At 35.7% G+C, this 20,671-nt stretch carries 19 protein-coding genes; 13 read left to right on the top strand and 6 right to left on the bottom strand.

Translation table 11 applies throughout. The annotated features are described in order from the left end of the window. Positions 1–45: 45 nt before the first annotated feature. Entirely contained in the window at positions 46–1,203 is a 1,158-nt protein-coding gene (locus IPP61_13915; protein MBL0326255.1) for a glycosyltransferase, read from the top strand. Here IPP61_13915 and IPP61_13910 read toward each other — a convergent pair. Continuing rightward, complete coding sequence (locus IPP61_13910; protein MBL0326254.1) at positions 1,189–2,175, bottom strand: hypothetical protein; 987 nt, start codon at positions 2,173–2,175, stop codon at positions 1,189–1,191. The genes IPP61_13915 and IPP61_13910 overlap by 15 nt on opposite strands. Continuing rightward, a complete protein-coding gene (locus IPP61_13905; GenBank protein MBL0326253.1) occupies positions 2,175–3,566 on the bottom strand; it encodes an MBOAT family protein in 1,392 nt (463 codons plus the stop codon). The genes IPP61_13910 and IPP61_13905 overlap by 1 nt, the downstream gene beginning before the upstream one ends. 393 nt (positions 3,567–3,959) lie before the next feature. On the opposite strand from IPP61_13905, the gene mnmE reads away from it, so the two are divergent. The 3 genes from mnmE to IPP61_13890 all read left to right on the top strand — a co-directional run bounded on the left by mnmE (position 3,960) and on the right by IPP61_13890 (position 7,433). Next, positions 3,960–5,312, top strand: coding sequence for a tRNA uridine-5-carboxymethylaminomethyl(34) synthesis GTPase MnmE (gene mnmE / locus IPP61_13900; GenBank protein ID MBL0326252.1), 1,353 nt, complete (start codon positions 3,960–3,962; stop codon positions 5,310–5,312). Positions 5,313–5,700: 388 nt separating this feature from the next. Further along, positions 5,701–6,771, top strand: coding sequence for an AAA family ATPase (locus tag IPP61_13895; GenBank protein MBL0326251.1), 1,071 nt, complete (start codon positions 5,701–5,703; stop codon positions 6,769–6,771). Positions 6,772–6,776: 5 nt separating this feature from the next. Next, positions 6,777–7,433 carry a DUF4276 family protein gene (locus tag IPP61_13890; protein MBL0326250.1) on the top strand — a complete coding sequence of 219 codons (657 nt, stop codon included), beginning with the start codon at positions 6,777–6,779 and terminating at the stop codon, positions 7,431–7,433. Between the two features lie 178 nt (positions 7,434–7,611). Here IPP61_13890 and IPP61_13885 read toward each other — a convergent pair whose 3' ends face one another. Continuing rightward, a complete protein-coding gene (locus tag IPP61_13885; protein ID MBL0326249.1) occupies positions 7,612–8,739 on the bottom strand; it encodes a DUF1343 domain-containing protein in 1,128 nt (375 codons plus the stop codon). Beyond that, a complete protein-coding gene (locus IPP61_13880) occupies positions 8,736–9,809 on the bottom strand; it encodes a Fic family protein (protein MBL0326248.1) in 1,074 nt (357 codons plus the stop codon). The genes IPP61_13885 and IPP61_13880 overlap by 4 nt, the downstream gene beginning before the upstream one ends. Positions 9,810–9,877: 68 nt before the next feature. Here IPP61_13880 and IPP61_13875 point away from each other — a divergent pair, with 68 nt between their 5' ends. The 3 genes from IPP61_13875 to IPP61_13865 all read left to right on the top strand — a co-directional run bounded on the left by IPP61_13875 (position 9,878) and on the right by IPP61_13865 (position 11,563). Beyond that, positions 9,878–10,123 (top strand): DUF3820 family protein, encoded by a 246-nt coding sequence (locus tag IPP61_13875; GenBank protein ID MBL0326247.1) that lies wholly within the window; start codon positions 9,878–9,880, stop codon positions 10,121–10,123. 97 nt (positions 10,124–10,220) lie between these two features. Beyond that, positions 10,221–10,895: an NUDIX hydrolase gene (locus IPP61_13870; GenBank protein MBL0326246.1), complete on the top strand. Its 675-nt coding sequence runs from the start codon at positions 10,221–10,223 to the stop codon at positions 10,893–10,895. A gap of 29 nt (positions 10,896–10,924) precedes the next feature. Then, on the top strand, positions 10,925–11,563 hold the full coding sequence (locus IPP61_13865) for a hypothetical protein (GenBank protein ID MBL0326245.1): 639 nt from the start codon (positions 10,925–10,927) through the stop codon (positions 11,561–11,563). Here the strand turns inward: IPP61_13865 and IPP61_13860 are convergent, their stop codons facing one another. After that, on the bottom strand, positions 11,564–12,721 hold the full coding sequence (locus tag IPP61_13860; GenBank protein MBL0326244.1) for an iron-containing alcohol dehydrogenase: 1,158 nt from the start codon (positions 12,719–12,721) through the stop codon (positions 11,564–11,566). A gap of 92 nt (positions 12,722–12,813) precedes the next feature. On the opposite strand from IPP61_13860, the gene IPP61_13855 reads away from it, so the two are divergent. After that, entirely contained in the window at positions 12,814–13,338 is a 525-nt protein-coding gene (locus IPP61_13855; protein MBL0326243.1) for a DNA-3-methyladenine glycosylase I, read from the top strand. Beyond that, a complete protein-coding gene (locus IPP61_13850; GenBank protein MBL0326242.1) occupies positions 13,331–13,750 on the top strand; it encodes a DUF1801 domain-containing protein in 420 nt (139 codons plus the stop codon). Before IPP61_13855 ends, IPP61_13850 begins: the two co-directional genes overlap by 8 nt. A gap of 117 nt (positions 13,751–13,867) precedes the next feature. On the opposite strand, the gene IPP61_13845 is transcribed toward IPP61_13850, so the two are convergent. Next, complete coding sequence (locus tag IPP61_13845; protein ID MBL0326241.1) at positions 13,868–15,340, bottom strand: Gfo/Idh/MocA family oxidoreductase; 1,473 nt, start codon at positions 15,338–15,340, stop codon at positions 13,868–13,870. A gap of 184 nt (positions 15,341–15,524) precedes the next feature. Between IPP61_13845 and IPP61_13840 the strand changes: the two genes are divergently transcribed. The 4 genes from IPP61_13840 (at position 15,525) to IPP61_13825 (ending at position 20,631) form a co-directional block, all read left to right on the top strand. Then, entirely contained in the window at positions 15,525–15,713 is a 189-nt protein-coding gene (locus tag IPP61_13840; protein MBL0326240.1) for a hypothetical protein, read from the top strand. Then, positions 15,700–16,479 (top strand): TIGR00266 family protein, encoded by a 780-nt coding sequence (locus tag IPP61_13835; GenBank protein MBL0326239.1) that lies wholly within the window; start codon positions 15,700–15,702, stop codon positions 16,477–16,479. Before IPP61_13840 ends, IPP61_13835 begins: the two co-directional genes overlap by 14 nt. Before the next feature lie 220 nt (positions 16,480–16,699). Further along, positions 16,700–18,688 carry a DUF3857 domain-containing protein gene (locus tag IPP61_13830; protein MBL0326238.1) on the top strand — a complete coding sequence of 663 codons (1,989 nt, stop codon included), beginning with the start codon at positions 16,700–16,702 and terminating at the stop codon, positions 18,686–18,688. A gap of 29 nt (positions 18,689–18,717) precedes the next feature. After that, positions 18,718–20,631: a DUF3857 domain-containing protein gene (locus IPP61_13825; GenBank protein ID MBL0326237.1), complete on the top strand. Its 1,914-nt coding sequence runs from the start codon at positions 18,718–18,720 to the stop codon at positions 20,629–20,631. The last annotated feature ends 40 nt before the right edge of the window (positions 20,632–20,671 follow it).

Here is a 20,671-nt window from a genome sequence, read left to right as displayed (position 1 = left end):
TTCAGAAGTGTTTCTTTTTGCAATATTAAAAACTACGTATTTACCGTGAAATATCTGATTACCGACCTCAACATACAGCTCAATGGCCATAAATTCGGATTTATCAATAACCTTTTGCTCTATATTGAAAGTCTGAACACGGATGATCAATATTTTTTTCTTACCAATGATTCAGATAATTTTGAATTAAAATCTGAAAAAGAAAATATTAAAATACTTAAACTTTCCGGAGAGCAAAACTCCAAAATACAAATCCAAAAAAGAGGTCTTTTTAAATACTGGACACAGTGGAATATAATTAAGAAGATTTCTGAAGAATTATTAATTGACAGAGTAGTTCTGATGGAATTTGACCTATATCAGCTTGGAATTGCTTTCACCCGATTTCGATTCAAGGTATCCGGAATTTGGTTTCGGCCTTATCACAGAATGCAACCTGAGAATAATAGTTTTAAATCAAAACTGAATTACTTAAAGCACATTATTCAGAAAAAGATAACCTTTCTGCCAACATTATTAAATTCCAGGCTCAGTAAAGTATTTGTTTTGAATGATGAAAATGTAAAATCATTTTACGGAATTTTTTCTAAAAAAATATTTTATCTCCCTGACCCGGTTTTTATCTATCAGAAAGAAGAATCTTTTGACCTGAGAAAAAAGTATGGAATCCCGCCAAATAACATGATTCTATTGCAGTTTGGTCATATGGAAGAGCGGAAAAACAATGAAAATATCATCAAAGCCCTTGATAAAATCCCATCCGAAATCTCGAAAAATATCACACTTTTATTGATAGGGAAATTCATTTCAGGATATGAGCAAAAAGTCAAATCTCTGGTTACAGAAAGCTCTGTTTTTCAGCTGATAACCCATAACCAATTTATATCTGATGAAGAGATGGAGGCAACATTTGCTCAAGCAGATGTGATATTAAGAATGAACCTCAACTTTTTTGGTTCGAGCGGAGTGGTTGGGATTGCGGCGGCTCACCAAAAACCTGTCATTGTTTCCAATTATGGAGTAATGCACGACCAGGTAATAAAATATTATTTAGGAAAAACCCTGGCTCCAGACGATGTGGGAGGTATCAAAGATACAATCATGTCGTATTTTGAAAACCCAGAGGAAAGGAAAGTTGACGGCAAAAAGTATCTCGAAAGCCATTGTGCCGAAGCCTACGCAAGAATGTTACTTGACTTTTAAGACGGCCTCGTTTATTTTATCGACCCAGATTTGTTGACCGGCACAGTTCCAATGTGAGTCGCCTTTGAGATAATAATCGCCTTTTTGAAATTCCTCAAAAATTGAAATTACTGGCATTTTCAGTTTTGGATGTTTCTCTATTCTTTCTATCAAATGGTTGTATTCGCCCAGGCCCTGACCGTATTTGCTTGTTTTGTTGGGAATAATACTTAAATAAACCTCATCGAAACCAAGTTTATGGTAATAATCATAAGTGGAATTTAAATTCTCAACCATCAATTCTATTTCCTGATCCTGGATTGGGTCAAAATTTGAACTTACACCGGGATTGGTATCAAGAAAATACAAAATATTTTTCCCATCAGATGAAAGAGTCACTTTTTCATCTACTTTTCCCAATACTTTTTGATTGAAAAGTGCCTTCCATTCTTTTAATTTCAAAATAAAATCAAAACCAAATAGTGCCGCCTGATGTGATTCCTCAACATAAGGTATTTTTAGATCAATTAACTTCTCAATAAATTTTTTTTGATCAGGTTCTTGAATAACTTCTTTGATATCCCAATTCTGCCAAACCTTAGTAAAACGCTCTCTAAGATGCCTTTCGACAGTTTCAATCACAAGAATCTTCTTTCCGGGAGCTAACTTTAGGGGTGGATTGGGCTTAGCAACTTCGGCTTTTACGTATTCTTTGGATACAAAATTTCCAGAATTTATCCTTTCTTCTTCAGTAAAACTGTCTCCGGCAAGAAATAAAGTAGCATCAACTTTTTGGGCAATTCTTTTTGTTGGACATTCTGTTCTCGGGTCTTTAAACTGAGGCAGATTTGACAAGCGATAAAGGTCTCCATACCGATAATCATCTTTCAAAATATCTTTTTCGTAAAGGAATTTTGTAGTAGTTTTTGAACAACCCAAAAACCAAAGGAACCCAAAGAAAACTAAAGCTGAATATTTTAAAATATTTTTCATCAAAATTGAAAATAAATAAACTGATTGGAAGTGAAAATACCCAGGAAGTAACTCAAAATCAGTAATCCGGCAAACTTGAAATAAAAGGCCGGTGTGCTTTTTGTTGAAATTTCTTTTACATAAATATCTTTCAAAAACAGAATCAAAATCAATAACCAACTAAAGATAAATTCGGAATTGGTAAAAGGCATTTCGAATCTCGAAAAGTCGTTTAAAGTAATAATTTTTGTAAGAATTATTTTAGCATTCCCCAATCCCTTAGCTCTAAAAAACACCCAGGCAACAGTTACCAAAACAAACGTTGAAACCATTGATAAAACAGATGATTTTGGAAGTTTAAAAAGCAAATATTTATCCCTTACGATTGCCATAACGAGATAAAAACCGTGTAAAAAACCCCAGATAATAAACGTCCAGGCGGCTCCATGCCATAATCCACTCACAGTAAACACAATCAGATAGTTGGCATAAAGTCGCATTTCCCCTACCCTATTTCCTCCTAAAGGAATATATAAATAATCTTTAAACCATGTGGAAAGAGAAATATGCCACCTCCGCCAGAATTCAGATATACTTTTTGACAGATAAGGAGCATCAAAATTGGTCATGAGTTTATAACCCATGGTTCGGGCCGCACCTATAGCAATATCAGAATAACCCGAGAAGTCGCAATAAATCTGAAATGCGAAAAATATGGTGGCAACCAGCAAGGTAAGTCCCGAAAATGCTGTGGGATTGTCATAACAATAATCTACCATGACCGAGAGCCTGTCAGCGATTACGACTTTTTTAAACAAGCCCCAGGCCATCATCATTAGTCCGGCTTTGAGATTTTCAAAATTGTATTTGATATAAGTATGAAACTGGGGAAGGAGGTTTTGCGGACGTTCGATAGGCCCCGCTACCAGTTGCGGATAAAACATCACATAGAGGCTGTAAACAATAAAATCTTTTTCGGGTTTTTGGTTTCTTCTGTAAACCTCAATGGTGTAACTCATCGCCTGAAAAGTATGAAAAGAAAGGCCAATGGGTAATTCCAGAGAGTAATCAGGCAATGGATTTTGAATCCCCATCAATCCCAGCAAAATCGTAAGGTTATTGTTGAGGAAATTCCAGTATTTAAAAAACGCCAGGAAGCCAATGTTAGAAATCAAACTCAGAATCAACAACCATTTTCGTTTTTTTCCGTCGGTTTTGGCAATCCAGATTCCTGCAAAATAATCTACGACGATGGTTACAAGTAATATCAGGATATATATGGGCTTGAAAACCAAATAAAAATAAGAAGAGGCAAGCAGCAATAGCCAAATACGACCTTTGTTTCGAAGTTGAAAAAAGAGTATAGTAACTACTATATAAAAAAGTACAAACTGTAAGGAATTGAAAAGCATATTTTGCTTCAGTAAATTATTTGGTATCCCAAAAATAATATATCATTCGAAAAAATGGTGCGTTTTCGGATTAATTCGATTTATGTCCCGATAGCTATCGGGATCGATTGACGATTAACACAGAATCTATCGTGATCGATTTATGATTTCTTTTATGGAAGATTTTTGTGAATGAAAATTAATCTCACAGAATTCACAGAATTTCACAGAAGTATCCACTCAATAACTGATAGTTATTCAAATGACTTGATATTTATTCCAAAAACCTGATACCACACTACTCAAAACTCACAACCCGCACTCGCCACTCGCAACCTGGTACTTTTTTGATATTTAAGATTCACTCATTCCTAAGAACTAATTTCGTAATTTTGCAAAAAAAAACAGGATATTTTGTATCAATTTGAAAGTATTTGTGCCTTAGCTACCCCACAGGGGATCGGTGCCATTGCGGTCATCCGAGTTTCGGGCATAGATTGTATTGATATTGTCAACAAGGTTTTTCATGGTAAAAACCTACAAAAAGTTGCGGGTAATACTATACACTTTGGTTTAATCAAAGATGGTGAAGTCATCATTGATGAAGTTTTGGTTAGTGTTTTCAAATCTCCCAAATCTTTTACAAAAGAAGATTCGATAGAAATCAGCACCCATGGAAGTGATTTCATAGTAAAAAATATTCTGAGACTGCTCATCAAAAATGGCTGTCGCATGGCCCGTCCGGGAGAATTTACCCAGCGGGCATTTCTTAACGGGCAGTTTGATTTGGCTCAGGCGGAAGCCGTGGCCGACCTGATTGCTGCTGACTCTGAGGCTTCCCACAAAATTGCAATAGAACAGTTGAGAGGTGGTTTCTCCAAAAAACTGGCATTTCTGAGAGAAGAACTGATTCATTTTTCCAGCCTGGTTGAGTTGGAGCTCGACTTTGGCGAAGAAGACGTGGAATTTGCAGACCGGGATGATCTCAAAACCCTGATTTACAAAATTTTAGGCCAAATCAATCCTTTGATTGACTCCTTCGAAAGTGGAAATGCCATCAAAGAAGGTATCCCGGTGGCCATCATCGGAGCACCCAATGCCGGAAAATCGACTCTGCTCAATGCCCTGCTCAATGAGGAGAAAGCCATTGTAACCGAAATCGCCGGTACAACCCGCGACGTAATCGAGGATGTATTGTATATCGGCGGTCAAAAATTCAGGTTTATTGACACGGCAGGTATCCGCCACACCACCGACAAAGTGGAAACCATCGGTATAGAACGCTCCAAAAAAGCCCTGCAATCTGCCAAAATTGTGGTTATGCTTTATGACAATATTGAAGATCTGGAGTATATCAAGCAGGTTTTAAAAGACAATCCTACTAATAGTAAAATATTGTGGGTAAAGAACAAAATTGATATCACAGAAAATCAGAAACCTTATGATTTTGATATTTCAGGAGAAAAAATTTCAATTTCGGCAAAAGAAGAAATTGGGCTTGAAGAACTGAAAAATAAAATTGTTAGCATTTCAAAACTTTTTGCCGCCCAAGACACTACCATTAGTAATTTGAGGCATTTTGAGCATCTTCAAAAAACTAAAGAAGCCCTCGAAGAAGTGCTAACCGGCCTTGACATGGGTGTTACGGGTGATTTTCTGGCACAGGATATCCGTCTGGCTCTGCATCATCTGGGTGAAATCACCGGCCAAATCACCACCGACGACCTCCTTGCTAATATCTTCGGGAAGTTTTGTATCGGAAAGTAGGGTGTTTTTTTTAAAAATATGCTTTTTAATACCAGTTTACATTATTTTTTTGGCTATCATTATTTGTTCACATTAATGTCCTTTTATATTTGCTAATAATTTTAGAGTCTAGTTTAATATTGATAAAACACAAACTACATGATAGTTTTTAGGAAATTTGCAATTTCTTATCCATGTTGCATTGTCCTTTTTCATATTCACTCATTTTAGAATGGTTTAAAATCTCAAAAAAGATAAGCAATAATCCCAAAATTTAAATGAAAATATTTTAAAATGATTTTTGGAGAATAAAATTATAAAGAGATTAGAATAATAAAAGGGAATTATGAGAAATCAATCAAAGTCTGTATGATCATAAAAAAAATTGACCTTAAAGAAAAAATTAAGTATGAATAATATAGATATAAATGGATACAAGTCCATAAAGCAACTTAACTTAAAGCTGAATCCAATAAATATACTTATTGGTGCAAACGGTAGCGGTAAAAGTAATTTTTTATCATTCTTTGATTTTTTAAAGCAGATCTACAATCGCAACCTTAAAGAGTTTGTAGCATTAAAAGGTATTGATACTTTTTTACACAAAGGAGACAAAGAAACCCAAGAGATTTCAACGCATCTTTATTTCAGAGGCACAAATGGCTATTCGTTCACAATCAAGAAAGGCGATACAGGTTTTATTTTCACAAAAGAAGGTATGTGGTATCAAAATCCATATTATAAAAACCCTGCCGACATTGCTTCTTTTAATAATGAATCTACTCTTCGTTTTCAAACCATGCAAAGAGCTAAATATATAAGGACATATATTAACCAATTAGCAAAATATCATTTTCACGATACAGGCGAAAATTCACCTTTTAACAAAGAATCTAATATTGAAAATGATAAATTTGTACTTTACGAAAAAGGTAGCAACTTAGGAGCATTTCTTTACTTCATATACCTTGAAAATAGAGTTGTTTATAATTTTATAATAAAAACAATACAAAGCATTGCTCCTTACTTTTTAGATTTTATATTTAAACCTGAGCAAAATGGAAATCTTAAATTACGTTGGCAAAGTAAATACAGTTCTACTATTTACGGTGTAAATGATTTGTCAGATGGTACTATTCGTTTCATTGCTTTATCAACTCTCTTTCTACAGCCTCAGCTGCCTGAAACCATTATCATAGATGAACCTGAGTTGGGTTTACACCCAACGGCTATTGCAAAGTTGGCAGGTCTTATAAAATCAGTTGCAGCAAAAGGTTGCCAGGTAATTATTGCAACCCAATCTACTGACTTAATTAGTCACTTTGAACCAGAAGATATTATTACAGTTGACCAAGTAAACGGTGAAAGTATTTTTCAACGCCTCAATTCAGGTGAGTTAAAAATTTGGTTAGACGACTACACCATTGACGATTTATGGAAAAGAAATATTATTCAAACAGGTCAACCCAATTTTAGTTAAAACGTATGAAAAGAATAATATTGATTTGTGAAGGACCGACAGAACAAGCATTTACAAAAACAAATCTGCAAGTCCCATTTATTTCCAAAAACATATATCTTCAATCGCCATTAATCAAAGCATCAAGAGGAGGAATAGTTAAGTGGAGTAAATTAAAAGAACAAATTGAAACCCACTTAAAGGCCGAGCCAAATGCTTATGTAACAACATTTATTGATTATTATGGGATGTATGATAAATACCTATTTCCACAATGGGAAGAAGCTCATACCATAGTGGACTTAAACCAAAGAATGGAAGCTTTAGAGCAGGGTATGTTAGATGATATAGATGAATCTTTAAGGCATCGTTTTATTCCTTATCTGCAATTACACGAATTTGAAGGCTTACTTTTCAATGATATAAACATCATAAAAAGTCAAATTCCTAAAGATGATATTGTGGGTATGCCTGAACTTGAAAAAACTTTTGCCGATTATGATAATCCGGAAATGATAAACAATAATCGTACTACATCACCAAGCCACAGGTTAATGAGAATAATAAGAGGATATAATAAAGTAGTATATGGTGATATTTTATCAGAAGCAATTGGATTAACACGAATTAGGCAAAAATCCCCACGGTTCAACAATTGGTTAACCAAACTTGAATGCATTTAATCACTAAAAGTATTCTTTAAAAATACTATAATAAACACTTTTAGGCTATTTTATTAAATTATAAAAAAAACATTCAAATTTTTACGATTAATTGAAGAAAACTATTTAATGGCATTCATTTAATTATAAAACTATTTTCAAAGAGTTTAAAAATTTAGATAATTTATTAGGAAGTATATCAATTTTTCTCACTCCAATCCTTCTCTTCTTTCCTCATGTAACCGTACAAGTCTTCGGTATTTATTTCTTGAAATAGGTATTCCAATAACACCTTATCCCCCACCAATAATTCAATAGCAGTTTTGTCGTTACCAAATTCATAGGGGCCTTTACGCCAAAGTTTTTCGGGTTCAAGGAAACGGCTGATTTCTTTCAACAATATTAACCCAAAAAGCAGTGAGTGAAAATTGGGATTTGTTACATGAATTTGAAAACCATTGCAAACGGTTTTGGCGTGTTTATGAAATGTTGGTATAAATTTCAGTGGCCTCAGTGCCCAGCTATCTTTAAGTTCCGGAATCTGGCCAGAATTTTTTTCGATGTTTTTTCTAATTTTTTCCAAATCTTCAAATCGCAAATCTGGCGAACCAAATATCTGAAATGGAAGTGTGGTTCCCCGTCCTTCACTCATTGTGGTGCCTTCCACCAGGCACATACCCGGATAAACCCGGCAAGTCTCTTTTGAAGGAATATTGGGAGAAGGTTGAATCCAATTATCTTCTAAAAATGGTAAAGAGAAAAGCTCATTTTTGTTTTTTACTTTTTCTTTTAGCCATTTTACGACATCAAAAAGACTCAATCCATAACAATGAGGCAGTCCGGCAACACCTATAAATGACTTGTATTCTTCCTGGAGGGGTGTACCCTCTATCCTTCCAATATTGGGATTTGGCCTGTCGACCACAAAAACAGGCAAGTCTATTTTGTTTATTTTCAGGGTTTCAAATAAATAAAAAACACTTGTGATATAGGTAAAATACCTCACTCCAATATCCTGAATATCAATAATCAGGCACTCCAATTCCAGCAATTTAAAAGGCGGAAATCTTAGACTGTAATGTTTGTTGCTGCCATAAACTGAAACATATTCGGCATTGGGATTTAGAATTTTATACGCAGAAGCATTATCCAATGTTACCTGATCTTGTAGTTCGGAAAAGAAACCATGCTCAGGCACAAATACTATCCTAAGTTTTTCGCCTAAAATCTCAATCAGATATTTATTTTCCGAAAAATCATAGGAGGTTTGATTGGCAAAAAGTCCGATCCTGTTAAAGTCATTTAGAACATCAAAATTCTCTTTCATTCTTTAATCAGCAAATTGGCAGTTTGAACTTTTAAAGTTTCAGATAAATGAGATAGTAGCCATTCAAAAAGCATCGTTTTCCCAATTTCAGATGGCATGGCATTTATTGCGTTTCTAAATTTAGCTTGATTTGATGCATTTCCTTCAAAAACTACCAATGGAAAACCTTTCTTTTGCAAAATATAATTAAAAATCAGAAAGGCCACACGTTCATTTCCAATTTCGAATGGCTTCAAAATCATAATTTTATACACCAATTCCATGGCCAATAAAATCGGATGACTTTTTTGATTATTAAATTTGAAATACTTGTCCATGTCTTCAAATTCCGGTGGTAAAGTACTTATTTCATCGAATAACACATTTTGTTTGGAGGCCGGCACTTCCATTTCTCTGAGTTTTCCCGGACTTGCTTCTTTTATGCCATTATAAAGTCTCTGATGAATATTTTCCAAAAAAATTATCCCAAATTCTTCATCTTCCATTCTTCCCTCAGTAATATCATTCAAAACCTCTTTCAGATTTACCAGCGTCAAATACTGTGTAAAATTTAATCCGGCTTCTAGATTTCTTGTGTTCAAAAACTCTACAACCTGCTCATTGGTAACGTTAATTTTAAACCAAAAACAAGACTCCTGAATATATTCCAGCACAAGTTTCTTTCTTAATTCTTCCGTGAAATCTTTGTCTTTTGAACTTAGTCGGAGCCATTTCTTTAGATTTTTTTCGACTCTTAATATCTTACTTCCTAATTTTTCCTCTACCTGAGCAAAAATTCCAAGTATTTCCTTGTCCATTTCATTCAGTCTATCCAGACCTTTCTCCAGAACTGATTGTGGGTTATCAAAACCTTTAACCAATTCAATAATTTTAGCAATAACAAATTCTTCTCTTAATTTTTTTTCAGGAATCCTATATGCATTGGAAAGGGAAAAAAGGGCTTTTTCGGGTGGAATTCGGGAGCCATTTTCAAATTTTGACAAAAGAGCCTTATCTATTCCCGTAGTTAGGGAAATCTCTTGTAATTTTAAGCCAAATTGAATTCTGGTATTTTTTAGAAGGCGATCCATTGAAGTAAATATTTCAAAAAACAAATCTAAACATTGATTGTTAAATTTACATTTTTGAACAAGTATATATGTTTGATAAAAAAATATTAATTGAAATCGTGACTGAAGACATGCCTTTTGGAAAATATAAAGGCACCACTCTTTCAGACCTTCCGGTAAGTTATCTGGAATGGTTTATGAGAAAAGGCGGTTTTCCACCAGGCAGATTGGGACAGCAGCTGGCCACCGTTTATGAAATTAAATCCAATGGATTGCAGGAAATAATTACCAAACTAAAAGCTATCTATCGCTCCAAACCAAAAGCCAGACCTTAAAACCGGTCAGCACCGAAGGGCAGACCGGTAATTTTAAAACCGGTCAGAACCGAAATGCTCACATCCTAAGATTAAGAAAAAAGTATAAAATATAGTAATGAAAGAAACCCTCGAAAACGCCCATAAATTCAAACTTTGGAAAAGTAATCTTGAGAAAAATGGATTGAAAATTAATAACATAGAGGAGAAATTCACCCGATATCGCTACAATGGCGAAGTGTTGTTTTCGTTGCTCATGCTCGACGCCGAAACCCCTGAAGGCGACAAAATCCCTCCGGTATGTTTCCTAAAAGGCGAAGTAGTGAGTATTTTAATTTGCCTTATTGATGAAAATACATTGGAGAAATATCTGATTTTGGTAAAACAAAGGAGAATTGCAGATGGAGGCTACACCTATGAACATCCTGCCGGAATGGTCGATGGCACAGTTACTCCTGCCCAAATTGCCCTTCAGGAAGTAAAAGAGGAGACTGGAATAGAAATTACCGCAGATCAATTGCAGCCATTGGAAAACAACAGAAGGCTTTTTCCAAGTACCGGAACCAGTGACGAATGTATGTATTTTTTCTATTGTGAACTCTTATTATCAAAGGAAAAAATAGACGCTCTGAATCATCAAAACATGGGAACAGACTACGAATTTGAAAGAATTACAACCGTAGTTTTGCCATTTTTAGAAGCTCACAGAAAATTAAACAATACAAATGGCCTTTTGCTCAATTATTTATATCTTAGCCAAATAAAAGATTGGGAATTACTTAAGAAACTTTGAAAACCAAAAAATTTAAACCTCTAAAAAGCATGAAAACAATAATTTACGTTGTAGTCTTATTATTAGGCTCTATGGCATGTGCTACCAGCTCTTCACAAAGTCAGGAATCTGCTGATGCATCTACTGTTGCTGACACAACAAAATATCCTTCAAATCTTGAAGCAGATTCATTTCCAAATGGTGAACCCGTACATGAATCCGGCGTTTTGAGAATTGTTCAAGACAGTGGTTATCCGTTTTTTACTTTAGAAATTGAATTTCCTGAGTTAAATACCACCGAGGTTTATTCTTTAAACATGGAAGAAATCGAAGGCCTGAATCCAAAAAAGCTCAATGAGTCAATTGGCAAAAAAATAGATTTTACATTTATTGTTAACGTGTCCAAAGCTTTACTTGATCTAAGAGAAAAAAACAATACCATATTCCATGAAAACGAAGTATTGCTTACTCCAGAAACCAAAAAAATCACTGGCAAACTCACCGGTGCAGATCAAACTACCGAAGGTGATTTACCCGGAAAAATTACAATAACCTCATCTGAAGGAAATGCGGTTGAATTCGAATATTTCATAACACCGGAAATGGTAGCAAAAAACAATAAAATCCTGACGGCGTTTTATGAAGAAAGAAGCCAAAATGTGATTACAGAGCTGGAAATTAAGAAATAGTCAACCAATACTCAATTCCAAAATTTTCCTGATATCTGTCGAAGTAATATCGGCATGTTCTCCTATTTTCTGATTTCTCTCGGCAAAACGTTTTTCAATTTCAGCAATGGTTTCCTCTCCAATGCCGTAAGCAGAGGCTTTTGAAGGTATTCCTAAAGACTCAAAAAAGGCTGCTGTTTTCTCAATGGCCAGATTGGCAGTTTGATCAGCATCGGCATTGATATCCCATACCCGTTTACCATATTGAACCAATTTGCTAAGTTTTTGCTCTTTTTTGTACTCCATCAAATGGGGTAAAACCACCGCAAGTGTGCGGGCATGATCGATACCATGAAGTGCCGTAATCTCATGCCCGATGGCGTGCGTAGCCCAGTCCTGTGCTACGCCAACTGATATCCAGCCGTTTAATGCCACAGTGGCTGCCCACATGTAATTGGCCATGTCTTCGTATTCAGGTTTTTCTTTCAACACTTTTGGAGCCACTTCTATCAAAGTGCTCAGTACTCCTTCAGCAAATCTATCCTGGATTGGGGTATTTTGGTCAAAAGTCAGATATTGCTCCATTACATGCACAAAAGCATCAGCTAAGCCATTGGCGATTTGGGTTTTTGGTAAAGAAAAAGTTGTTTCGGGGTCAAGAATCGAGAATTTTGGATATAACACCGGACTACCCATACCGTATTTTTCCTGAGTTTCGGTTCTCGATATTACTGCATAATAGTTCATTTCTGAGCCTGTTGCAGGTAATGTGAGCACAGCTCCAATCGGCAATGCCCCGGTGTATCTTTTGGCTCCGAGCACTATATCATTCCATTCGTCTTTTCCCTGATAAGGTATAGCGGCAGCAATAAATTTTGTACCGTCCAGCACTGAGCCTCCGCCAACAGGTAGCAAAAAATCAACATTTTCAGATCTACCCATTTCCACTGCCTTCATCAGCGTTTCATAAGTTGGATTGGGTTCTATTCCTCCAAATTCCACAATATTATAGCCTTCCAAACCTTTTTTCACTTGCTCATATACGCCATTTTTAAATATGCTGCCCCCACCATAAGTGAGCATAATTTTATATTTTTTATCAATCAACTTGGGTAATTGTGCTATCGACCCCTTCCCAAAAACAATTTTAACAGGATTCTGAAACGAAAAATTATTTATCATTTTGCTATGTTATTTATCAATCTGAATTAATAACAATCCAGAGTTAAAATTAATTTTTATTTTTGATGAAAATAAAAATCTAAAATAGCATGTCCTATTGCACTTACTGTAAAACCCTCCCTGAAGGCAATCACCACAAAATATATCACGACACCCAATATGGTTTCCCAATTGATGACGATAATGAGCTTTTTGGTCGGCTGATTCTGGAAATCAACCAGGCGGGGCTATCATGGGACATCATCCTGAAAAAACAAGAGGGTTTCAGAAAAGCCTATGCCAATTATCAAATAAAAAAAGTGGCAGAATTTGACGAAAATAGCTTTTACGATTTGCTCCAAAATCCAGAAATTATCCGTAACCGACTTAAAATCAATGCCGCCATCCATAATGCCGGCGTAATCCTGAAACTTCAGAACGAACATGGCAGCTTTAAAAACTGGATAGAGCACCACCACCCAAAAACTAAAGAAGAATGGGTGAAGATTTTCAAAAAAACTTTTAAATTTACCGGAGGAGAGATCGTAAACGAATTCCTTATGAGTACCGGATATTTGCTCGGGGCTCATGACCCTGATTGTGAAACCTTAGAAAAAATAAAAAATCATGGCTAAATATGAGCTAAAAACCAAAGTTACGGACACTTCAGTGCTTGAGTTTCTGGAAAGACCTGAAAATGAAACCAAATACAACGACTCCATGCGGCTCATTGATATAATGCAGGAAGCCAGCGGCGAGGAACCTAAAATGTGGGGACCCAGTATAATAGGCTTCGGAAATTATCATTATAAATATGCCTCAGGCCATGAAGGCGATATGTGCAAAATAGGTTTTTCACCACGCAAAGACGCCTTTTCACTCTACTTATATTTCGACAAAACCGAAAAACAGGAATTGCTTTCCCGTCTCGGCAAGCACAAAGCCGCCAAAGGTTGTTTTTACATCAAAAAACTAGCAGACATTGATGAAAACGTTCTCAAAGAAATGATTGAGAAAGGGATAAAATATTTTAAGATGGAGTTTTGATTGTAAGTAATATTTATCTATTTTTTTGTCACTTTTTAATCCCAAATTACTCAATTCATACACCAAAAAAGCCCCCCTTTCGGAAGGCTTTCTTAAACACAATACAGAAAATAATTATCAAATCAATTTCCAGCCTTCGCGGTACTCACGGCCCACAAACTGGTTGGCGTCGTCATAATTGGTGATTTTCATGTTACCACCATCCCAAAGAAGCTTTTTACGACCATCAAAATCAAGGCCACCATTGGTGCGTTTTTTACCTAAAGCATAACTCCTGATTGCCAGATTACCCATCAGAACAGTTTCGGTCAATGGACCTGAATAATCCAGTGAAGAAGTCAGTTCCTGATGGATTTTCCCACCAAAACCCTCTTTCACTGCATCGCACCAGGCTACCTGATGCCCATATTCCGGTAGTTTTTCATAAGGATTTTTAGTGGCATAGTCTTTTGGCATTTCAATTACCTCACCGTTGTTTTTATAAACTTTCGGAGTCAAACCATAGGTTCCGCAAGTCATAATACCTTTTGAGCCCATCATCATCACACCGTTGCCACTGCCATTTTCACCAATTGAATCATTGGCAGGAATCAAATCGGGATGGAACGGTCTTATACCTCCATCAGTCCAAATCATTTTGATGTCTTTTTTATTCTTTTTGCTTGCAGGGAATTTGAGCTGCACATGTGACGATGGCGGACAACCCTCAGGTATATACTCTGGTGTCCAGTCTTTGGTAAACACCTGCCCTACGCTACATTCTACCTCAGTTGGGTAGCCGAGTTCCAGCACTCTGAAAGGCGGATCAATCAGGTGGCAGCCCATATCGCCCAGTGCTCCGGTACCAAAGTTCCACCAACCTCTCCACTTAAACGGATGATAAAGCGGGTGATAATCAACGTATTGAGCAGGCCCTATAAACACATCCCAGTTTTCGGCACTCATGCTTTCCGGAAGAGCAGGCTTATCTTTAGGAACAGGTATTCCTTGTGGCCACACCGGGCGGTTGGTCCATACATACACAGTATCTACAGTTCCGATCATTCCTTTCTTAAACCACTCAATCATCTGTTGTTGACCAGGGTTAGAGGCTCCTTGGTTACCCATCTGGCTTACTATTTTGTATTTCCGGGCAGCCTCGGTGAGCATTCTGGCTTCATAAATATTGTGAGTCAGAGGTTTTTGCACATACACATGCACGCCATTTTGCATGGCAGTCATGGCTGCTACTCCATGTATATGGTCAGGTGCTGATATCGTAACGCCGTCAATCTGCCCTTTCATCTGCTCAAACATAACTCTGAAATCTGTAAATTTCTTTGCATTGGGCCATTTCTCCACAGCTCTTTTGGCCTGGTTAAAGTCCACATCACATAGGGCAACCACATTGTTGGCACCATTGTTAAAAGCATTATTGATGTCGGACCAGCCTTTTCCACCTGCTCCTATTGATGCCAGGTTAAGTTTATCGCTTGGTGCTAAAAACCCTTTCCCTAACACGTGCCTGGGCACAATAAAAAACGAACCAGCCGCTAAAAGCCCGGTTTTCAAAAACTCCCTCCGACCATTATTTTGCTTATTATCTTTCATTTTATTTGGTTTGAATAGTAATGTTACAATATTAAGATTTTTTATTAATTATTAAAATCATTTGTTCCAAAGTATTTTCAAATCGTTTTTTTTCCGTTTGACAGACAAAAAATCCGTAACCCAACAAAATGATTTTTTCACGATTTTGCTTTGTAGATTTGTACTTAATTCAATCATTACCGGAATGAATAAAAAGAAAAAAGAAAAAGTGGAATTGCCTAAAGTACACAAAGACCTCCAGGGATTTGATGTTACGGTTAATTCTTTTGGAGAGATCCAGATGTCGTACAACATCGAAAAAATCAATGATTTTTTAAATCAAAAAGTAGAAGATAAAAAACTTAAACATTTGAAAGACGATGAAAAGTCATGAAATAGACTATAAGATTTTGGGTGAAGACATCCAGGTCGTAGAGATTGAGCTAGATCCGGCAGAAACTGTGGTTGCCGAGGCTGGTTCAATGTTATATATGGAAGACGGCATCACCTTTGACACTGTGATGGGCGACGGTTCACAACCCAATCAAGGTTTTCTGGGAAAATTATTACAAGCCGGTTCACGGGTCTTGATGGGTGAATCGCTTTTTATGACCCACTTTACCAACCGTGGAAACGGCAAAAAGAAAGTGGCATTTGCTGCACCATATCCCGGCACCATAAAGGCGGTGAATCTGGGTGAGATATTCCAGAACACGTTGATTGTCCAAAAAGATGCTTTCCTGTGTGCGGCCATGGGCACCAGCATTTCGATTCACTTCAACAAGCGATTCGGAGCCGGGCTTTTTGGTGGTGAAGGGTTTATTTTGGAAAGAATCACGGGTGATGGTCTTGCATTTATTCATTCCGGAGGTGTTGTGATGGAGAAAACACTGCAAAACGAAACCCTCAGAATCGATACAGGTTGTATTGTTGCCTTTGAGCCTCAACTTAATTTTGATATCCAGAGTGCCGGTGGCCTCCGCTCCATGATTTTTGGTGGAGAAGGTATGTTTTTGGCTACTTTGAGCGGTACAGGTAAAGTCTGGATTCAATCCATGCCGATTTCAAAACTTATCCAAAGGCTTACTCCTTATGGCGGAAATGCCACCAAAGAAGGCGGAAGTATAATTGGCGGTCTGGGAAATATTTTTGAGCGTTAAATATTTAAACTAAAATATCAATTTCTAAATATTTGAATAACCATTCATTCTAAAAATTTGAATGGTTATTTTTTTATTTTCTCTTTTAAAAATTCCTGATTTTTCAAAATTTTGAACATTCCTTTTCACACAAATGGTACAATTCTTGTTAATTTTGGTTTGAAGTTCAATCCCAAAACATTGAAACTCCACAATTTTTCAAAACAAAATTTATACACCAATGAAATCCCTGTTCCTCACTTTTGCGATGAGTATCTATACTATGTTCGCATTTGCACAATTTACTCCCTTAAAAGTCGAATTTGGCAAGGTTAGCCTGACAGATTTAAAAGTTAAAAGCTATGCCATTGATACTTCAGCTAAGGCCGTGACGCTTTATGAAAAAGGCGAAACCAGATTTTCTTATGATGATAACCTGGGTCTGGTTTATGAAACCGAAGTTTTTGTCAGAAAGCATATTCTAAAAAGTTCGGCTTATGATTTGGGCGTAGTCCAGATCAGTTATTATCAAAATACTTTTACCGAATCGGAAAGAATAACAGATTTTGAAGGAAATACTTTTTGGATGGAAAATGGCTTGATAAAAAAGACGTCATTAACCAAAAAAGATATTTTCGAAGAAAAAAGGGGCGACAAATGGTTTCGAAAAAAAGCAACTTTCCCTAATGTAAAAGAAGGCTGTATCATAGAATATAAATACCGCAAAGTAACGCCATTAAACACCATCAATAATCCCAGAACCTGGTATTTTCAGGGTGATATTCCAAAAATTTACAGTGAATACGAAATCACAATTCCCTCTCATTTATATTATAAAATCACAATGGGAGGCTACCTGAGGCTAGCCAAAACCGAAAAAGAAGAAAAAAGAGTAAATATGGGCCATACACAATTAGATTGTTTCGGCTTGAACTATAAATTTACAATGACCAACGCACCTGCTTTTAAAGACGAATCTTTTATAAGTACCGATGAAGATTATCTTTCCAAAATTGAATTTGAACTCACGAGCGTATCTCTTCCTGGTCAACCTTTTAAAAACTATTCTACCACCTGGAGTGACATAGACAGGACCATGTTTTTACATGAAAACTTCGGAATGAAATATAAAAAAGCCAATTATTTGAAAGATTTGGTTAAAAAATTTGAGGTAATTCAGGACCCAAATGAAAGGCTGATGAAAGTTTATGAATATATGTCACGACAAATGGATGCCGACGAAAACAATGGTAACTTGTTTGTGAGTGACCTTAAAAAAGTATTTGAAAACAAAAAAGGAAAGCCTAACGAACTCAATATTATGTTGGTGGCATTATTGAAGGAACTTAATTATAATGCAACTCCTGTGTTACTCAGTACGCGTGACAATGGTAAAATTTTCCAGCACATTCCATTACTTGATAAATTAAATTATGTGGTTTGTAAAGTTGAGCTCCCTGACAAATCGGTTGTGTTGGATATCAGCGACGACCATGTCAAATTTGGAATGCTTCCATATAATTGCCTCAATGGTGATGGCTTCGAAATCAATGGCAATGGCGGGAAATTTATTGTTTTAACTCCTGCCGAAAAATACAGATATTTTTTGTCAACCGATTTGATTTTCGATACTGAAAAGGGAGAAATTTCTGGAAAATATGAACTTTCACACTCAGGATATTCAGGTTATAGTCATAGAAATTCCTTAAAATCTCTGGGAAAAGAAAAATATATTGAAAATGTAAAAAACGGATTAACAGGATACCAGGTTTCTAACATTAATCTGAAAGATTTTGATAATCCGGAAAATATCGCTTTGGTCACTTGTGAACTAAAGGCCGAAGAAGGGCTTAATGATGAAGATTTTATCTATATCAGTCCAATAACTTTTGACCAAATCAAAGAAAATCCTTTTAAAGAAGAAAACAGATTGTATCCGGTTGATTATGGTTATCCATCTGAAAAGATGGTAAAAAACACAATACATCTTCCAAAAGGCTATAAAATTGAGTCAAAACCAGGTAATGTTGCACTTTCTAACCCCGACAAGTCTGCTTTATTTACTTTTAATTCGGTGTATGATCAGGCAAATAATACATATACGGTTGTAAGTAAGCTGACCTTAAAAAACTCTTCATATTCCTCTGCACAATACCATGATTTGAAAGAATTTTATAACAGAATCGTTCAAAAACATGCAGAACAGTTGGTATTGAAAAAAGAACAATAATGCTATTCACCATAAAAATGAAAACAAAAATGAAACTAAATCTCTTGATAATATTTCTCTTTATTTTATCAGCATCAAATACAATATTTGGACAAAACAACCTGGCTGCCAGTAAAATACCAGCCCATTTAAAAGAAAATGCAGATGCTGTGGTAAGATTTGACAATACCATTTTAACTGTTGAATCAGATTCAAAATTTACGATTGAAAAAAACTGGGCAGTAACTATTTTTAATGAAAAAGGTGAAGAAAACTTTGCAGTATTTCAGGCATATTATGATAAATATTCCAAAGTTAAAAAAATTGAAGGTACAATATATGATGCCTTTGGAGAAAGCTTAAAAAAACTCAAGCACAGCGAGATTTCCGATTATGCAACTTACACCTACGCCCTTGAGGTCGATGATTCAAGAGTGAAAATTGCCGCCTTTGATAAAAAAAAATATAGCTATCCCTATACAATTGAGTTTAGTTATGAACTAGAAAACACTAATACTTTTTTATATCCAAATTGGACTCCCATAAAATACGACTTAACTGGTATTGAAAGTTCTTCTCTTATTATAAAATCAACTGAAAACGGATTTTATAGAAAAAAAGAAAATCTAATTAGTTCAAATGTTCAGAAAGACGAAAAATACAGGGTAGAAATCTGGAATCTGAAAAACTTCCCTCCTCAAAAAAGTGAAGAATTTGTGTTTCGTGAAAATAATCCTTATGTGATTTTATCACCTTCAAAATTTAAAATGGCAGAATATAGAGGCATTTTCAATACTTGGAATGATGTGGGAAATTTCTATTTAAAACTCAATCAGGGCCGTGATTTTCTCCCTCAGGAAACTATTACTAAACTTAAAGAATATATTGGTAATGAGAAAGATACACACAAAAAAGTCAGTAAGATTTATGAATTTATGCAGTCTCACACCCGATATTTTGCTATAAATCTGGATATTGGTGGTTGGCAATCCATGAAAGCTGAAGATGTGGCAAAAAAAGGATATGGCGACTGTAAAGCCCTTTCAAATTACACCATAGCTTTGTTAAAAAGTCAAAATATTAAGGCATATCCAACATTGATTCATGCGGGTGATATTACTCCATATTTCTTCGAAGACTTCCCCGAGGATACATTTAATCATGTATTTGTGTGTGTACCCATGGCAAAAGACACGATATGGCTGGAATGTACCAGTCAAAATACACCCGCTGGCTACCTAGGAGACCATACAGGCAATCGCAAAGGTTTACTTATAAAGGAAAATACTTCTGAAATTGTAAATACTATTCACTATAAGCCTGAAGAAAATTTACAATCTAGAAAAGCAGAGATTAACATGGATGAAAATGGAAATATTTATGCAAAATATCAGGCAGAATATTCTGGCATTCAACAGGAAAGTCGCTTCAATCTTCTTTTAAATAGTACTCCTTCAGAACAAAAAGAATGGGTTATTAAAAAAATAAATCTGGCCAATTCAGTTATTTCCGATCCCAGGTTTGAAAGTGTTAAAGCTACTATACCATTAATAAAAGAAAAGTTTGATGTAAATATCACAAAATATGGTTCTTTAAGCGGACCAAGGTTGTTTTTGAAACCTAATATCTTTTCAAAGTTTATCAGTAATATACCTGAGAAAGCCGACAGAAAGCACGAATTATATCTGGACCCCAACGTTTTTACTTTTAAAGATTCTGATGAAATGACATTTACAATTCCGGCAAATTTCAAAGTGGAATCTATGCCCAAAGAGGCAAAATTAACCCAGTCTTTTGGCACTTATATCATCAGTTTTTTGATGAATGAAAACAAACTTACCATGAAGCGGGAGTTAATTATGAAAGGTGGAGTATATCCTAAAGAAGAATATACCCAATTGATCAGTTTCATCAGACAAGTCAATAAATTTGACCAATCAAAAGTAGTTTTTGTGAAAAATTGAAAAAATCACAATATTTTAATAATCAATTACTTAAATCTAT

The organism is Cytophagaceae bacterium (genome assembly GCA_016722655.1).
In the GTDB taxonomy this organism is placed as follows: domain Bacteria; phylum Bacteroidota; class Bacteroidia; order Cytophagales; family Spirosomataceae; genus Leadbetterella.
Note: the sequence above shows the minus strand (reverse complement) of the source record. Positions and strands in the feature narration are given on the sequence as shown.